The sequence below is a fragment of the Bordetella muralis genome (genome assembly GCF_054781015.1).
The window spans coordinates 1464866-1479772 of sequence record NZ_BAAGVF010000006.1 but is presented as its reverse complement, the minus strand read 5'-3'; the positions used below and the strand labels follow the sequence as shown (position 1 = coordinate 1479772).

Sequence of the window (14907 nt, the reverse complement as noted above, 5' to 3'; positions counted from 1 at the left end):
GGTCATCGTCAGGCTCTTATCCTCAAAACCCCTCCAGCTAGCGCTGCGAGGGGTTTTGTCTTTGTGGCGGCGAGCTCTTATTGCGCGTGATAGCTCGGCGAGCGTTTTTCTAGAAATGCCGCTACCGCTTCGTCGTGGTCTTTTGTATGGTGGGCCAGTGCCTGATAAGCCGCAGCAAGTTCTAATGACGATTGCAGTGATGCAAACTGGCTTTCTCGCAGCAAACGCTTCGTCAGGCGCAGCGTCAGCGGCGGTTGTTGAGCAACGCGTCGTGCGAGCGCATGCGCCTCGGTAAGCAAATCATTGCTTGCGACCACGCGTGTGATTAGGCCGATTTTTTGGGCTTCATCAGCATTGATGCGATCTCCGGTGAGCATCAGTTCCAATGCTTTAGGCGCGCCTAGCACGCGCGACAGTAGCCAGGCGCCGCCGTCGGCAGGGACTATGCCCAGCTTGATGAAGCTCGCCGCAAACAGCGCACTATCTGACCCGATGCGTATGTCACACATGCAGGCCAGGTCCAAGCCGGCACCGATGGCAGGGCCGTTGATGGCAGCAATCGTTGGAACATTCAGATGATAAAGCGCCAATGGGATTTGCTGGATACCACGGCGGTACGCATCGCAAACCTGTATCGGTGATCCTGCAGAGAAGCTTTTCTTATCGCGCATGTGTTTGACATTGCCGCCAGCAGAAAACGCAGACCCAGCACCGGTAAGCACGACAGCGCGTACCGTGTCATCGCGTTCTAGACGATGGCAGGTTTGCACAAACTCCAACATTTCGTGTTCTTCGGACAACGCATTGCGTTGTTCGGGGCGGTTCATGGTCAGGGTGACGATACCGTGCTCGTCACGTTGTTCTATCAGAAAATCTGTCATCGATAGCCTCCAGTTAGAGATTGAGTGCGAATTCATCAGACGTCGCGATGGGCCACCACGATTCGGGCGTGGCGGCACATATTGCTTGTCCTAATCTGAGTGCCCACCAGCCTTGCGAGCCGAATTCGCTGCGCCATGACCACAAGCGACGTGTGGCATATTGCAGGCTGTGCTCATAGGTAAAGCCGATCGCGCCATGGACCGCGTGAGCCAAGGACGCCGCTTTGCCTGCAGCCCGGCCAGCGCGGATTTTGGCCGCGGCAATAGCGAGATCCGCTGTGCCGTGATCGGCTCGTTCAAAGGCGTAGGCGGCTGCGCTAGCAACGGCTGCGGCTTCGCAGCCCAGTTCTGCAATGTGATGCTGGATCGCTTGAAATTTCGCCAAAGGCCTGCCGAATTGAATGCGCTCGCTGGCGTAATTGACGGTTTGATCCAGAATGCGCTCGATGGCTCCGGCCATTTGAGCTGCGCGCAGCATGGCGCCATAACGCATGGTGGCGGCACGCCCGAGGCAAGGAGCCGCACGCCATTCCTGTATGGGTAGGTTTTGTAATTGCAGGGTGTCACGAGGCTCGCGTGCGATATTCAATTCTGTCTGCGTGAGTGGGGCAGAGGTGTTCGATCCTGGCGTATTGCTCATGTCTATCCATCCTATGTAAGGCACGCCTTGGATCTCGGTGTTCAGAACGATGCGCTGAGCTTGATGTGCGAAAGGAATGTCCGTCAGCGATGCTGTGATGGTTGTCGTATTGTGTAGGGGCTTGATGGCATCGACGGGTACCGACGCAATCGTCATGACCATTTCTCCATCGGTCTCGGCACATCCCGCTGTTTCCAGAAGATAATTGGCCAACAGCGTCTCGGCTAATGGCACAGGCAACGCATATCGGCCGGCAGCGTGCAGCAGCGGATACACCTGTGCCCATGACATGGCGCTGCCCCCTCTTTGCTCGGAACACATCGCCAACGTGAACCCTTGGCTGACGACGGCGTTCCACAGCTCTTGCTGGAATTCACCCGATTCCGCGCGTTCGAGGGCAACTGCCGTGACCATGTCGTTGAACAAAGCGTTCGCGCTGTCTTGCAGCATGGATTGAATGTCGTCCATGATTATCTAGCTCCCAGTCCGCGAGCGATGATGCCGCGCAGGATTTCGCGAGTACCACCGCGTAGAGAAAAGGAAGGTGTGACTTGTGTGAGATAAGCCAGTACCTGTGCACCCTCGGAGCCACTGCCGACACGGGGTTCGATATCGAATAGGGCGTGCGCGGCTTCGGGTAGCGCTTGTTCAAACAGCGTGCCCAGGTCTTTGACGCAGGCGGCTTCGACTTGTGGATCCTCGCCGCGCTCCAGGCGGCTGGCAATCGTCAACGACATCTGACGCAGCGTTACGACATCCGCCATGAGTTTGCCTATGGTTTCCATCGCGCGTGAATCGCCGTGTTTGGCAGCCCATCCAATCATGACCGTCAACAGAGCTGCCCCGCTTAAATATCGCTCTGGACCGCTGCGTTCAAACGATAGCTCCGCCATCACCTGGGCCCATCCATCGCCAGCTGTGCCGATGAGCTGATCGTTGGCAACGAAGACATCCTGGAAGACCACTTCGTTGAAGTGTGCATCGCCTGCCAGGTCGCGGATAGGGCGAACGGTGACGCCAGGCGCCCTTAGGTCGATGATGATCTGAGACAGACCCTCGTGTCTTTCGCTTCCTGGCGTTGTTCTGACGAGGGCGATCATCCATTGGCAACGATGGGCGTTGGTCGTCCAGAGCTTGGTACCGTTGATGCGCCAACCACCCACCACCGCCTGGGCTCGTGTGCGGGTAGCCGCGAGGTCCGAGCCTGAGTCGGGTTCCGACATCCCGATGCAGAAGTACGATTCGCCTCGCGTGATGGGCGGCAGGAATCGTTGTTTTTGAGCTTCGGTGCCATACCGCAAAATCAATGGGCCGCTTTGGCGATCTGCTGTCCAGTGGGCAAGTACCGGCGCACCTGCAGCCATCAGTTCTTCGGCCAATACATAGCGGTCCAGTGCACTGCGAGCCTGTCCGCCGTATTCGCGAGGCCATGTCATGCCGATCCAGCCTTTGCGGCCCAGAGCGCGAGTGAATTCCGCATCGAAACCCATCCAGGACATCATGCGAGAGGTTGGGCGAAATTGGGCGCCCAAGGTTTCATGAAGAAACTCGCGTACTTCTTCGCGCAACGTCTCGCTTGCCGGCGGCAGGCCGATGGGCATGAATCTGTTGGACCACATGCTAGAGCACCCCTTGAGAACGAAGATGATCGACTTCGGCATTCGACATGCCCAGCACATCCATAAGTACCGCGTCGGTGTGCTGGCCCAGTAGGGGCGGGGCATCTCCATACTCGATCGGATGGGCGCGAAATCGTATGGGATTGGCAACCAGCGGGACGGTTGCCCCTACCGGATGGCGCATGTTCATACGCATGCCGCGATGCAGGACTTGCTCGTCGTTGAAGGTCTGGTCGAGCTGGTTGATGGGGCCGCACGGCACAGCATGGCGTCCGAGGATTTCACACCAGGATGCAGTCGTGCGCCCGCGCATGGCATCGGCAATTAGCGGCGCCAGTTCATCACGGTGGGTGACGCGGTCGGCATTGGTACGAAAGCGGGCGTCAGTGGCCAAATGATCGAGTCCCGCCAAGCCACAGAATCGTTGAAACTGTCCATCGTTGCCGATCGCCAGGATGATATGGCCGTCCGCGCTGGGAAAAGACTGATAGGGCACCACGTTGGGATGGGCGTTGCCATAGCGCTTGGGCACGCGTCCCGAAATCAAGTAGTTTTGCGCTTGATTCGAAAGCATGGCGACCTGGCAGTCGAGTAGCGCCATGTCGATGTGTTCGCCTGTACCCTCGCGATCGCGACGGGCAAGCGCGGCGAGAATAGCGACGCACGCGTACATGCCTGTCATCAGATCTGCTACAGGAACGCCGACTTTTTTAGGCCCGCCGCCAGGTACATCGTCAGCGTCTCCGGTGAGGCTCATCAACCCGCCCATGCCCTGGATCATGAAGTCGTAGCCTGCATGACCGCTCATTGTCCCGGTTTGCCCGAAGCCCGTGATCGAGCAGTACACGAGGTCTGGTTTGATCGCGCAAAGCGAGGCGTAATCCAACCCATAGCGTGCCAGATCGCCCACTTTGAAGTTTTCAATGACTACATCAGCTGTGGCGACCAGGCGGCGAATAATTTCCTGACCCTTGGGCGTGGCAATATCGATGGTGACTGATCGTTTGCCGCGGTTGGCGCATAGAAAATACGCGGTTTCAGAGGTGTCCCGGCCATGGTCATCCTGCAGGAAAGGCGGCCCCCATCCCCTGGTGTCATCCCCATAGCCTGGACGTTCGACCTTGATGACTTCTGCGCCGAGATCGGCCAGCGTTTGTGCGGCCCACGGGCCCGCCAGGATTCGAGAAAGATCAATGACTCGCAAATGAGAAAGCGCTCCGGACATCAAGCGGCTCCTACGAAAAAAAGATTAGAGGTCTATTGCTGAACTGCGTCGGCTTGCTTGCGATAGCGTTCTCGTTCTTCGGTGATGCGTTTTTCCCACTCGTCGCCCGGTAAGAAAGCGAGAAACGGCGCATCGACCTTGGCGGCTTGCAGATACTCGGGATCTGACATGGCTTCTTTGATGCTTTTTTGCAGGCGCGCAATGATTGCAGGAGGAACTCCCTGAGGCATGGCAAAGCCACGCTCGGCCGTCATTTCCACCTGTAGTCCGCTTTCGAACGTGGTCGGTACCTGAGGCAGCGAGCGCAGGCGTTGCGGGACGAATTGCGCCAAGAGCTGCAGGGGCACCGCCTCGGCGTCGGGCGTCTGCACTTCCGAGGCTGAAACAAAAGCCAAATCGATATGGCCGCCTCCGAGATTCACTTTTTGTTCTGCCGTGCCTTTGAAGGGAATGGCATTGAATCGCACCTCTGCGGCATCCTGCATGCTCAGCATGGCCAGATGACCATTGGTGCCGATGCCGTTATGGCCAGCCGACAATGTCCCCGGCTGTGCAGACAATTGCTGGATCATTTGTTTAAGGTCATGCGGGCCCTTGTCCTTGCGCGCGACTAGCACGGTGGGGTCGGATACGATGCGGGCGACCAACTCGATTTGATCGGGGTCGTAGGCCGCCTTCCGGTACATGGGCAGAAAGAAGTATCCAGGAAGGTTGACGACGGCCATGGTGTAGCCGTCGGGATTGGCGCGTTGCATATGGGACACCGCCAGCTCGCCCGATGCGCCTGGGCGATTGACGATCACCAGTTGGGATTTCCCGCCCAGATGTTTTTGAATATAAGGCGCCAAGGTGCGCGTCATGACATCGGTGGTTCCACCGGCAGCAAATCCCACCAAGATTTCGATCGGGCGATCATCCGGCCAGGCGGCGAGGGCCGTACTCTGAACAACCGCCAGACTCAGGGCCGCCAATAAGCAATGCCATCGGTGCTTTTTCATTTGTCTCTCCATTGTCGTTTTATGTGCCGGTGTTTCCGGCTCGCAAAGAGTAGGCAGTTGCATGTCGCAAGAAAAGCGATTATTTTTAAATTCGATATATTCAAAAACCGAATGTGTTGAGCCGGGAATGACGCTGAAACAGATCGAGGCCTTTTATTGGGCCGCCACGTTGGGCAGTTTTGGTATCGCCGCAGGCCGGTTGCATATCACCCAATCCTCTTTGTCCAAACGTATTGCGGATCTGGAAAGTGAGCTGGATCGCGACTTGTTTGACCGGAGCGCAAAAAAAGCGGTGCTGACCGAGGCTGGACAACGGCTGTTGCCGCGTTGCCGGGCCGCGTTGGATGTAATTGAGACTATCGGTCGTAGCGATGATGCGTTCGATGAGCGGGCGCTGACGGGCACATGCAAGTTCGGTATCAGCGAGCTCTCCGCCTCGACATGGCTGCCGCGCTTTGTTGATAGAGTGCGCGCGTCGTACCCTAAACTGGTGCTCGAACCTCAGGTCGTGCTGACCCGTCAGCTGGAACGCCTGGTTCAGCGCGGCGAGCTGGATTTTGCGGTCATTGCGGGCACACCGGTCAGTTCGTCCATCGATAGCCAGGTAGTCGCCCAGGTCCCGTTTTCATGGGTGGCGTCGCCAAGGTTCGTCCGGGCAGGCCAAAGGCTGGTGGGTGAGGATTTCGGCCGCCTGGATATTCTGACGCATCCTCCGGAGTCTGGATTGGCTACGGTGTTCAACAGTTGGTTGACTGTACATAACCTGAAAGTCCAACGAGCCATCGTTTGCAACAGCCTGACGACGATCACCGGTCTGACGGTGTCAAACATGGGGCTGAGTTTTCTGCCGAGCGAGTACGTGCAACCGCTCGTCGAACGCGGCAAGCTGGTCACGCTGTCTAGTGAGCCGGCGCTGCCGGCGCTGGACTACAACTTCATCTGGCTGCGTGATGATATACGCCCCATGACGCACTTAATGAAGACGCTCATCTTGCCTGCGATCGACTTTTCGATTCCGAATGAGTTGTGGCTGTAGTCCGACCAGTACAAAAGATAACCCCTGCCTGCGACTCAGTTCAGGCCTTCCTGTGCCAATGCTCTGACCAGCGGAGCAAAATGGGCGGCCGCGGCGCTCAAAGGTCTGCCCGCTGGCGTGATAAGGCTGATGGCCGGCAAGCGCATGGGCGTGTTCAGCGGCAATGCGCGCAATGCGCCGAGTCGCCCATAATGCGCGGCTAACGACGTGGGCATCACGGCCACCATGTCGGAGATCTGCAGCAAGGCCGTCGTCAAGACCGTCGACGAGGTCTCGGTGATATTGAGTTGTCGCGTGATGCCGGCCTCGCGCAGTGCCGCGTCCAAGCGGGTGCGCTGGGGTGCGCCTGGCGGCTGCATGATCCAGTTGGCAGAGATCAGTTCCTTGAGTGAGACGCTGCTCTGGGCAAGCAAGGGATGGCCTTGACGGACGACCACCACTAAGGCTTCCTCCGACAACGGGCTGACGTCATAGCCGCCGGCCACATGCTGGTCGGTGAGACGTCCTAACACCAGGTCGACTTCGCCGCGTTCCAGCAGATGCACGATAACGTTGCTGGTGTCTTCGATCACCCCTACTTGCACGTTTGGGTGCCGGCGTTTGTACTCGATCAGGGCCGGTGCCACGAGAGAGGGAACAGCCCCGGGTACGCTGCCGATGCGCAAATGACCTTTTAGCCCGGAGGTAAGGGCGGCCAGTTCCTCGCGCATGATTCCGAAATCGCTGAATAGCGTGCGCACATAGCGCACGACAACTTCGCCGGCGGTCGTGGGCAGCATGCCGCGTGCGCTTCGCTGAAATAGGCGAACGCCGAGCGTCTCTTCCGCCTGTTGCAGCAGCTTGGTGGCTGCAGGCTGGCTGATGTTCAGTGCAATGGCCGCACGGCCAAGGTGGTGTTCGACGTCCAGCAGGCGAATCAACAGCAATTGGCGGGTACGCAGACGCAGCAGCAGTTGGGCATCGGTGAGGGCAGTCATGCCCGTCATGATATACAAAAATATATGGCCAGGCGCTAAAAAGCGATTGGATTGGGAATGTTGCGGCTTGCTATTCTGCGCGGCATACCAATGACGATATCGAGACAAACATGAATGTATTCTCCCGTGCGGCGGTCGCATGTGCTGCCGTCGTGTCAATGTGGTCCTGTCATGTTGCTGCGGCAGAAAACTACCCCTCCCAACCGGTACGCATCCTGGTCGGCTCTCCCCCTGGCGGTGGCACGGATATCTTGGCTCGTCTCTTGGCCGAACGCTTTGGCAAGGATTTCGATCAGTCGGTTGTGGTGGAGAACCGTCCTGGTGCGTCTAACACCATCGCCGCCGACGTTGCCGCGCGTGCGGACAAGGATGGACTGACGTTGCTGCTGGCAACGACAACGGCGCAAGCCATTGCACCGCATATCCTCAAGCTGAAATATGACCCGCTACGAGACTTGCAACCTATCGGTTTGGTCGCCGTCATGCCGAGCGTGCTGGTGGTGTCTGCGAGTTCGCCTTATAAGAATGTCGATGGCCTGTTGCAGGCCATGCGTCAGCAGTCTCAGCCTTTTCGATATGGTTCATCGGGCATGGGCAGCACCCAGCATGTGAGTGGCGTAGCCTTTGCTGCGGCGACGGGTTTACGTCTGGACCACGTGCCTTACAAGGGCAGCGCCCAGGCTCAGATCGACCTGATAGGCGGACAGATCGAGATGATCTTCGACAGTTCATCCTCGGCAATGCCTCAGATCCGATCCGGCAAGCTGCGTCCGTTGGCTGTCAGCGCGCAGAGCCGAGCGGCCGAGTTGCCCGATGTTCCGACCCTGACCGAGCAGGGTGTTAAAGGCGCCGATGTAAGCATATGGTATGCGCTCTATACGACGGCAGGTACGCCGGCACCTATTGTCCAGAAGTTGAGCGATGCGCTGCAGGCTGTTCTTCAGACGCCCGAGGCACGCGAGCGTATTGCTGCCTTGGGCGGTGAGATCCGTCCGATGAGCATCGAGCAGTTTGCTCAGTTCAACAAAGAAGAATTCGACCGCTATGGCAAACTCGTCGCCAATGCGGGCCTCAAAGCGCAATAACCCTAAAGCCTCATTCTATGTCCGCAAATTCTATGTCTGCTGTTCCGCCTCTCGCCGTACTGCTCGGTGACCCCGCCGGTGTCGGCCCTGAGATGGCCGCTCGACTGCTATCCAATCCTGACAACCTGAATCGTTTTCCGCTGTTTATCGTCGGAGACGCATGCGTTTGGGAGGATGCGCAGCGTGTGGCTGGCGTTCGTATCGACACCACGATAGTCCGTGATATCAAAGACATCCGTCCGGTTTCGGGTCAAGTTGCACTGCTGGAAATTGACGCATTGGGCGGCCGGCTTCCCGAGCGTGGCCAGTCGACCGAGCTCGCCGGGAGAGCCGCCTTTCTGGCGTTGGAGCGTGCCATCGAGCTGGTGTCGGCCGGCCAGGCATCAGGTATTCTGTTTGCGCCGCTGAACAAGCATTCCCTGAAGTTGGGCGGGCTCGAGGCAGAGGACGAACTCCGTCATATGCAAGAGCGTTTTGGTGTTTCTGAGTTCGTCTGCGAATTCAATATTACCGATGCCTTGTGGACCTCACGCGTCACATCTCATGTTCCGTTGCGTGAGGTGGCTGATCATCTCAGTACCGAAGGGGTGATCGAAGCGATCAACCTGATTGACGATGCGTTGCGTCGCAGTGGGCTGTCCGAACCGCGTATCGCGGTGTGTGGACTGAACCCGCATGCGGGGGATGGCGGTTCTATTGGCAGAGAAGAGATCGATCTCATCGGCCCCGCAGTGAGCGAAGCGGCGGCGCGGGGTTTGATCGCATCCGGACCTTATCCGTCTGATACCGTGTTCATCCGCGCGCGGCGAGGCGATTTTGATGCTGTCGTTTGCATGTATCACGACCAGGGGCAGATCGCCATGAAGCTCATGGGCTTTGATCATGGTGTCACTTTGCATGGCGGCCTGCCTGTGCCGGTGGCGACTTCAGCTAGCGGTAGTGCTTTTGATATTGCCGGTAAAGGTGTCGCCAACGTACAGGGTTTACAGCGCGCTTTTGATTTGTGTGTGCGTATGGCCAGCGCGCCGCGATCGCTGCAATAGCATCCGCACATTCTCGGCGTTCACGTTGGATCAGCGTTTCGGTCAACATTCCTTGTATCGGGCGTGTTGACCGAAACGAACCTGATGCGGGCCCGCCATATTACGTGGATAGCGCCATGCATTACTGCGCCGGAAGGCGGCCGCTTTGTTTGAGTTCGGCTGCCAGCCGGTTCAACGAAGGTTTCGCTGCATTGATATCCTCTTGCCATGCTTGTCCGGCTTTATAGGCGAGGATGGCTGAGAACGCTTTTGCCGATTCGAGAAAACCTGGGTCTTTCAATGCCGCTTCCAATGCGGTCTGCAATTGATCCCGAATATCGGATGGCACGCCTTTATCTACGGCCAAGCCGCGATCCGAGGGAACAACGACATCGAATCCTTCTTCTTTCGCGGTAGGTACGTTTGGCAGCATGGGGGCACGGTCCTGCACGAACTGCGCCAGGATGCGCAGTTTGGTCTGCTCTCCTGCCGGATCAGGCACAGCAGTATGGCTGGCGAAAATCATGTCTACATGTTTGCCCATCAACGCGATCTTTGATTGGCCGGTGCCGCCGAATGGCACCTCGGTAAACGACGCGCCGCTTTCCAGCATCAGGACATTCAGTGCGACACCGCCGTTGCTGCCGAGTCCGTTCTGGCCGATCGAGACGCTCTCTGGTTTGGTTTTCACCGCTGCGACAAGCGCTTTGAGAGAGGTATAGGGACTGTCGTCACGTACCACTAACAATGTGGGATCACTGACGACGCGGCCGATCAATGCAAACTGGTCTGGATCGTAGGGCGTAGATTGCACCAAGGGCATGAAGTTCATCGGTGGCGTATTGACCATCGCCACTGTGTAGCCATCCTTCGGTGCGCGCTGCACGTAGGAATTCGCTATTGCTCCGGATGCACCAGGCTTGTTGACGACGACGATGTTGGCCGCATTGGACAAATGCTTTTGCATGAACGGTGCCAGCGTGCGTGCCAATACGTCCGTCTCTCCGCCCGCGGCGAAGCCTACGACGAGTTCGATGGGTTTATCGTTGGGCCATGCTGCCCAGGCAGGTGTACAGAGGCCTGCTCCGGCGAGTATTGCGACGAACAGCGTTGAGCGGCTGGGGAATGCCATGGTTATTCTCCTTTGTTTCATTTATTGTTGTTCGGGGCCCACTTCGAGGGCCCGTGATTACAGCAGGCAATCGGGCTGTTCGCGCACGATGGCATCGTAGATAGGCTGAAAGTACAGCCATGCCATAAAAGGCGTCGCCAAGTGATTTTTCGAGTGCAAGGCCGCTTCGCGATTGATCATTTTTAGCGGCTTGCCGGTGGCCTCCGCTTTGAGCTGAATTTCGCAGGCGCGCTCTGCGGCAATAAACCACCAGGCCGCTTCTTCGATCGTTTCCCGTCCCGCTGAAAAGAGACCGTGATTTTGGTGGATCGCGATTTTGGCGTTGCCGAAGGCATGCGCGACAGCATGACCCTTGGCATCCTCCACCACCACTGCGCCAGCTTCCTCGGTAATCAGGGCCTGGTCTTCGTAGAATCCGCAAGCGGTCTGAGTGATCGGGTCCAATGGCCGTCCCAACGCGGCCCATGCCATGCCGTTAGTGGTGTGGGCATGGCATGAGGCCATCACATCCGGGTTGGCTTCGTGAATGGCGGAGTGCAGGACAAAGCCCGCCCGGTTGACCGCCCATGTACCTTCCAGGACGGTGCCAGCATGGTCTACCAACATCATGTCGCTGGCGCGCACACGTCCGAAGTCCATGGCAAAGGGGTTGGTCCAATACAGGTTGGGATGTTCCGGATCTCTGACCGTGACATGGCCTGCAAAACCGTATTCGTAGCGGAACTTCGCAAATACGCGACAGACCGCAGCCAGACGCTGACGGCGGTGCCAGCGCTCTGCCTCGATGGAGTCGAATGTCGGATATTTCGGGAAATACAGGTTCTCTTGCTTGGGACGGTAGACGGTTTCCTGTGTTGAGGACATGAGGGCTCCTGGTAGGTCTGTGGCAGAGGCCGGGCAACGCGCTGTGGGTTGTGCCGTCCGTCTGCTGAGGCTGATGAATGCCTGGATTCTAGGCAGTGCTCTAAGATAGTGACCAATCACATAAATAGTGCCGGTCATAAACGTGGCTTATGGAGACGTCGGGTTCGCTATGCTTGCTCGCATTCAATTACGCCATTTAGAGGCGTTTCATGCTGTCATGATGTCCGGGTCGATCACGGGCGCGGCGGCGTTGTTACACGTGACGCAGCCTGCAGTCAGTGCGACGATCAAACACTTTGAGCAGCGCCTGGGATTCACGTTGTTTCGGCGTCAAGGAGGCCGACTGGTCCCGACTCCGGAGGCGCGCGCGCTTTTGCCGGAGGTGCAGGATATTTTCGGGCGTGTTGCCGGTTTGGAACGCTTTAGCCAGGATCTTGCCGAAGGCATTCGGGGATCGCTGTCTATCGCAGCCAGCTCGCCGATTGCCAATGCATGGTTGGCGCAGGCCGTCGTCGAGTTCGTCAAGATACGTCCAAAGGTTCGCATTTCGCTGCAATCGATGGACTCGAATCTGATTACAGAAAAGCTCATTAATGAGCAGATAGATCTCGGTGTCGCTTTCGCACCGGGAGAGCACGAGGGCGTGCAGTCGCTGCCCATGGGGCATGCGGAGCTCAGCTGTATTTTCCCTGAGACGCATCCGCTGGCCGCACTCGAGTCGATTGCTGTTGAGGATCTGTCTCCTTATCCGGTGATTACTTATGTGCCTCAAGCATTGCTGCGCCGTTGTCTGGCTGAATTCTTGAATCCGCCTCCGAACATACAGGTCGAAGTCGCGACGTCGATGACGGGCATAGTGCTGGCCTTTCACGGTGCAGGCGTCGCGCTGGTCGAATCGAGTCTGTTGAACGCGTTGCCGGTGCCGGGGCTGACAAGCCGGCCATTGACGCCTGAGGTTCAGGTGCATAGCTATCTGCTGTGGAGTACGCTGCGGCCACAGACCGAGCTCGCGCGCACGTTTATGCTGCATCTGAAAAGCTCGCCGGTCGCGTAGCGACGACGTGACGCCGGCGTTTTGGCAGGCATCTTTTTTACTTTCCCCTCATTGAGCCAGATAGTATGAGCAGACCACAACCCACCAGCCGTAACGACTATCCGGTCTTTGTCCCGATCCAGACGCGATGGATGGACAACGACGTGTATGGTCATGTCAATAACGTGACCTACTATTCATACTTCGACACGGCGGTCAATCACTACCTGATCCAGCGTGGCGTGCTCGACTTTACATCGGGCAGTACGATTGGTCTGGTCGTTGAAACTGGTTGCCAGTATTTCGCATCGGTGTCCTTTCCCGATGCGCTCGAGGCAGGCCTGCGTGTGGCGCATATTGGGCGATCGAGTGTTCGATACGAGGTTGGTATCTTTAAAGTAGGCGACACAGAGACGCGTGCGGCGGGGCACTTTGTGCATGTCTATGTCGACAAGGAAACTCGTCGGCCAGCATCGATTCCGGCTGATTTTCTGGCTGCGCTTGAGCCATTGTTGAAGGTTGGCGTTTGAGTTGGCTCACATCCATTTTCTGATTTGAATAGCGCTGCTGTTTGATCCGCCGTTTAAGTTTTTTTTACGTCACCAACCACTGGCATACGCCGGTCTGCGCGGGTCCGCCGCGCCCCATCGAATGCCTGTCTGTTGGTCATATTTCACCGCGCACATGGCGCCGGCGCGCCAACTGCGGTCCGCCCACCACTGCACGGCGTGGCCTAGCGCCGTCAGTTCATCGCCGACGCTGCGGTCCACGATGTCCTCGATCATGAGACGGCCGGGCATGGCGTTATGGGGTTCAAACGACGACGGAAAACTGAATGTTGCAAAGCGGGGGGCTTCGATAGCCTGTTGCAGTTCCATGCCGAATACTTCGATATTCAGGAAGGTTTGCAACATCGCTTGGCACTGCACATCTCCGCCGGGCGTGCCAAAGGGCATGACATATTGTCCCGGCCTGATTGCCAAGGATGGATTGGGGGTCAGGCGAGGGCGGCGTCCCGCAGCGACCTGGCAAGGGTGCTGCGGGTCTGCCCAGGACTGGCTGCCGCGGCCGGAGGCGCATAACCCTGTGCCAGGAATAATCGGTGTGTTGTACGAACCATCACTGGGTGTGGCGGAAAATGCATTGCCTTCTTTGTCTACGACGGCGACATACGATGTATCCAGTCGCGGATCGGTACGGGCCGTATCGTCCGCCGTTGCCGGCTGCATATTGATCGGACGATTGTGTGGCAGGCTGCCGGCCGCCGGCATGTCGGGGCCGGCACGATCCATTGCAATCATGGCAAGACGTTCAGCGGCATAGGCTTTGGACAGGAGGTCCTGTTGCGGCACAGTGGCGAAACGCGGGTCGGCATAATGGACTTCCCGATCTGCAAATGCCAGCTTGATGGCTTCGGTCAGCAGGTGTATGTACGGCGCCGAGTTATGACCGAGCGCCCGCAAGTCTCGCGATTCCAGGATGTTCAGCATCTGCAGCAGCGATGGGCCCTGGCACCAGAATCCACAGCTATGTATCTGCGTGCCTCGAAAATCGATGCTCAGCGCGGGGTCGACTTCGACGGAGAAGTCGCGCAAGTCCTCACGGGTCAGCCAACCGCCTTCCTGCTTGTGATAGTTCACCATCGCGGTTGCGATATCGCCTTCGTAAAAAGCGCGGCGTGCGGCTGCGAGACCTGCCAGACGCCCGTTGCCTTGGCAGGTGCGCTCTTCGTCCGCCATGTATTGGAGGCTGGCCGCGAGATCTGTCTGGCGGAAGATAGACCCGGCGACAGGAGGCTTTCCGCCAGGCAGGTAGACGGCAGCGCTCGAGGCCCAGCGGGCGTAGTTCCTGGCGTTGTCGGCTATCACCTCTGCCATCAGGGGATACATGACAAAGCCCTCACGAGCCAGCCGTATGGCGCCGGCGGCGACCTCGCCAAAGCGCATTGTGCCAAAACGCTCCAGCGCCGTGATCCACGCGTCCGGGGCGGCGGGAATGACTGTACGCAAAACGCCAGCGGGAATGGTCCCGCCGAATTTCTGCATGAATGTTTCCAGGCGGGTAGCGCGAGGCCAATATCCCAGACCGGAAATGCTCCACACTTTATTTGATTTGGCTTCGTAAACCAGGATGGGCGCCACGCCGCCAACGTTGACGATATCGCTCTGGACTACCCCTAGCGCAATGCCTGCTGCGACACCGGCATCGATGGCGTTGCCGCCTTGCTGTAGAACATCCATACCCGCCTGCGTGGCGAGATAGTGGCCGGCCGATATCATGTGGTTCAGGCCAGCCAGGGTGGGGCGCATCGATGAGGGGGCGCTGCCGGCAGTGAGGTCGGGAGCGTATGTCGTCGTGGACATGGCAATCTCTAGTAGGTAGTCAAGCGTTATCG

14 protein-coding genes are annotated in these 14907 nt (G+C 58.0%); 5 read left to right on the top strand and 9 right to left on the bottom strand.

Translation table 11 applies throughout. From position 1 onward, the window contains the following. Positions 1-77: 77 nt before the first annotated feature. The 5 genes from ACYVIT_RS17750 to ACYVIT_RS17730 are packed head-to-tail and all read right to left on the bottom strand — an operon-like array spanning position 78 to position 5363. Positions 78-881, bottom strand: coding sequence for a crotonase/enoyl-CoA hydratase family protein (locus ACYVIT_RS17750; RefSeq protein ID WP_415808297.1), 804 nt, complete (start codon positions 879-881; stop codon positions 78-80). A 13-nt stretch (positions 882-894) separates the two neighbouring features. Then, positions 895-1989, bottom strand: a complete 1095-nt coding sequence (locus tag ACYVIT_RS17745; protein WP_415808298.1) for an acyl-CoA dehydrogenase family protein — start codon at positions 1987-1989, stop codon at positions 895-897. A 2-nt stretch (positions 1990-1991) separates the two neighbouring features. Next, positions 1992-3140 carry an acyl-CoA dehydrogenase family protein gene (locus ACYVIT_RS17740; protein WP_415808299.1) on the bottom strand — a complete coding sequence of 383 codons (1149 nt, stop codon included), beginning with the start codon at positions 3138-3140 and terminating at the stop codon, positions 1992-1994. Position 3141: 1 nt separating this feature from the next. Continuing rightward, positions 3142-4365: a CaiB/BaiF CoA transferase family protein gene (locus ACYVIT_RS17735; RefSeq protein WP_415808300.1), complete on the bottom strand. Its 1224-nt coding sequence runs from the start codon at positions 4363-4365 to the stop codon at positions 3142-3144. Between the two features lie 32 nt (positions 4366-4397). Then, entirely contained in the window at positions 4398-5363 is a 966-nt protein-coding gene (locus ACYVIT_RS17730; RefSeq protein ID WP_415808301.1) for a tripartite tricarboxylate transporter substrate binding protein, read from the bottom strand. A 127-nt stretch (positions 5364-5490) separates the two neighbouring features. On the opposite strand from ACYVIT_RS17730, the gene ACYVIT_RS17725 reads away from it, so the two are divergent. Continuing rightward, entirely contained in the window at positions 5491-6399 is a 909-nt protein-coding gene (locus ACYVIT_RS17725) for a LysR family transcriptional regulator (RefSeq protein ID WP_415808302.1), read from the top strand. A gap of 35 nt (positions 6400-6434) precedes the next feature. Here the strand turns inward: ACYVIT_RS17725 and ACYVIT_RS17720 are convergent, their stop codons facing one another. Continuing rightward, entirely contained in the window at positions 6435-7376 is a 942-nt protein-coding gene (locus ACYVIT_RS17720) for a LysR family transcriptional regulator (protein WP_415808303.1), read from the bottom strand. 110 nt (positions 7377-7486) lie between these two features. Between ACYVIT_RS17720 and ACYVIT_RS17715 the strand changes: the two genes are divergently transcribed. Together ACYVIT_RS17715 and ACYVIT_RS17710 are read left to right on the top strand one after the other, a co-directional pair. Then, complete coding sequence (locus ACYVIT_RS17715) at positions 7487-8461, top strand: Bug family tripartite tricarboxylate transporter substrate binding protein (RefSeq protein ID WP_415808304.1); 975 nt, start codon at positions 7487-7489, stop codon at positions 8459-8461. A gap of 32 nt (positions 8462-8493) precedes the next feature. Beyond that, on the top strand, positions 8494-9504 hold the full coding sequence (locus tag ACYVIT_RS17710; RefSeq protein ID WP_415808305.1) for a 4-hydroxythreonine-4-phosphate dehydrogenase PdxA: 1011 nt from the start codon (positions 8494-8496) through the stop codon (positions 9502-9504). A 121-nt stretch (positions 9505-9625) separates the two neighbouring features. Here the strand turns inward: ACYVIT_RS17710 and ACYVIT_RS17705 are convergent, their stop codons facing one another. After that, a complete protein-coding gene (locus ACYVIT_RS17705) occupies positions 9626-10615 on the bottom strand; it encodes a Bug family tripartite tricarboxylate transporter substrate binding protein (RefSeq protein WP_415808306.1) in 990 nt (329 codons plus the stop codon). A 57-nt stretch (positions 10616-10672) separates the two neighbouring features. Beyond that, a complete protein-coding gene (locus ACYVIT_RS17700) occupies positions 10673-11479 on the bottom strand; it encodes a class II aldolase/adducin family protein (RefSeq protein ID WP_415808307.1) in 807 nt (268 codons plus the stop codon). Between the two features lie 169 nt (positions 11480-11648). On the opposite strand from ACYVIT_RS17700, the gene ACYVIT_RS17695 reads away from it, so the two are divergent. Both ACYVIT_RS17695 and ACYVIT_RS17690 read left to right on the top strand, forming a co-directional pair. Further along, entirely contained in the window at positions 11649-12533 is an 885-nt protein-coding gene (locus ACYVIT_RS17695; RefSeq protein WP_415808308.1) for a LysR family transcriptional regulator, read from the top strand. Between the two features lie 65 nt (positions 12534-12598). Further along, positions 12599-13042, top strand: a complete 444-nt coding sequence (locus tag ACYVIT_RS17690; protein WP_415808309.1) for an acyl-CoA thioesterase — start codon at positions 12599-12601, stop codon at positions 13040-13042. A 69-nt stretch (positions 13043-13111) separates the two neighbouring features. On the opposite strand, the gene ACYVIT_RS17685 is transcribed toward ACYVIT_RS17690, so the two are convergent. Then, positions 13112-14875, bottom strand: a complete 1764-nt coding sequence (locus tag ACYVIT_RS17685; RefSeq protein WP_415808310.1) for a gamma-glutamyltransferase family protein — start codon at positions 14873-14875, stop codon at positions 13112-13114. Between the last annotated feature and the right edge of the window lie 32 nt (positions 14876-14907).

Coding starts and splice junctions, on each gene's coding strand:
- ACYVIT_RS17750 (WP_415808297.1), bottom strand. CDS start 881: ATGACAGATTTTCTGATAGAACAACGTGACGAGCACGGTATCGTCACC.
- ACYVIT_RS17745 (WP_415808298.1), bottom strand. CDS start 1,989: ATGGACGACATTCAATCCATGCTGCAAGACAGCGCGAACGCTTTGTTC.
- ACYVIT_RS17740 (WP_415808299.1), bottom strand. CDS start 3,140: ATGTGGTCCAACAGATTCATGCCCATCGGCCTGCCGCCGGCAAGCGAG.
- ACYVIT_RS17735 (WP_415808300.1), bottom strand. CDS start 4,365: ATGTCCGGAGCGCTTTCTCATTTGCGAGTCATTGATCTTTCTCGAATC.
- ACYVIT_RS17730 (WP_415808301.1), bottom strand. CDS start 5,363: ATGAAAAAGCACCGATGGCATTGCTTATTGGCGGCCCTGAGTCTGGCG.
- ACYVIT_RS17725 (WP_415808302.1), top strand. CDS start 5,491: ATGACGCTGAAACAGATCGAGGCCTTTTATTGGGCCGCCACGTTGGGC.
- ACYVIT_RS17720 (WP_415808303.1), bottom strand. CDS start 7,376: ATGACTGCCCTCACCGATGCCCAACTGCTGCTGCGTCTGCGTACCCGC.
- ACYVIT_RS17715 (WP_415808304.1), top strand. CDS start 7,487: ATGAATGTATTCTCCCGTGCGGCGGTCGCATGTGCTGCCGTCGTGTCA.
- ACYVIT_RS17710 (WP_415808305.1), top strand. CDS start 8,494: ATGTCTGCTGTTCCGCCTCTCGCCGTACTGCTCGGTGACCCCGCCGGT.
- ACYVIT_RS17705 (WP_415808306.1), bottom strand. CDS start 10,615: ATGGCATTCCCCAGCCGCTCAACGCTGTTCGTCGCAATACTCGCCGGA.
- ACYVIT_RS17700 (WP_415808307.1), bottom strand. CDS start 11,479: ATGTCCTCAACACAGGAAACCGTCTACCGTCCCAAGCAAGAGAACCTG.
- ACYVIT_RS17695 (WP_415808308.1), top strand. CDS start 11,649: ATGCTTGCTCGCATTCAATTACGCCATTTAGAGGCGTTTCATGCTGTC.
- ACYVIT_RS17690 (WP_415808309.1), top strand. CDS start 12,599: ATGAGCAGACCACAACCCACCAGCCGTAACGACTATCCGGTCTTTGTC.
- ACYVIT_RS17685 (WP_415808310.1), bottom strand. CDS start 14,875: ATGTCCACGACGACATACGCTCCCGACCTCACTGCCGGCAGCGCCCCC.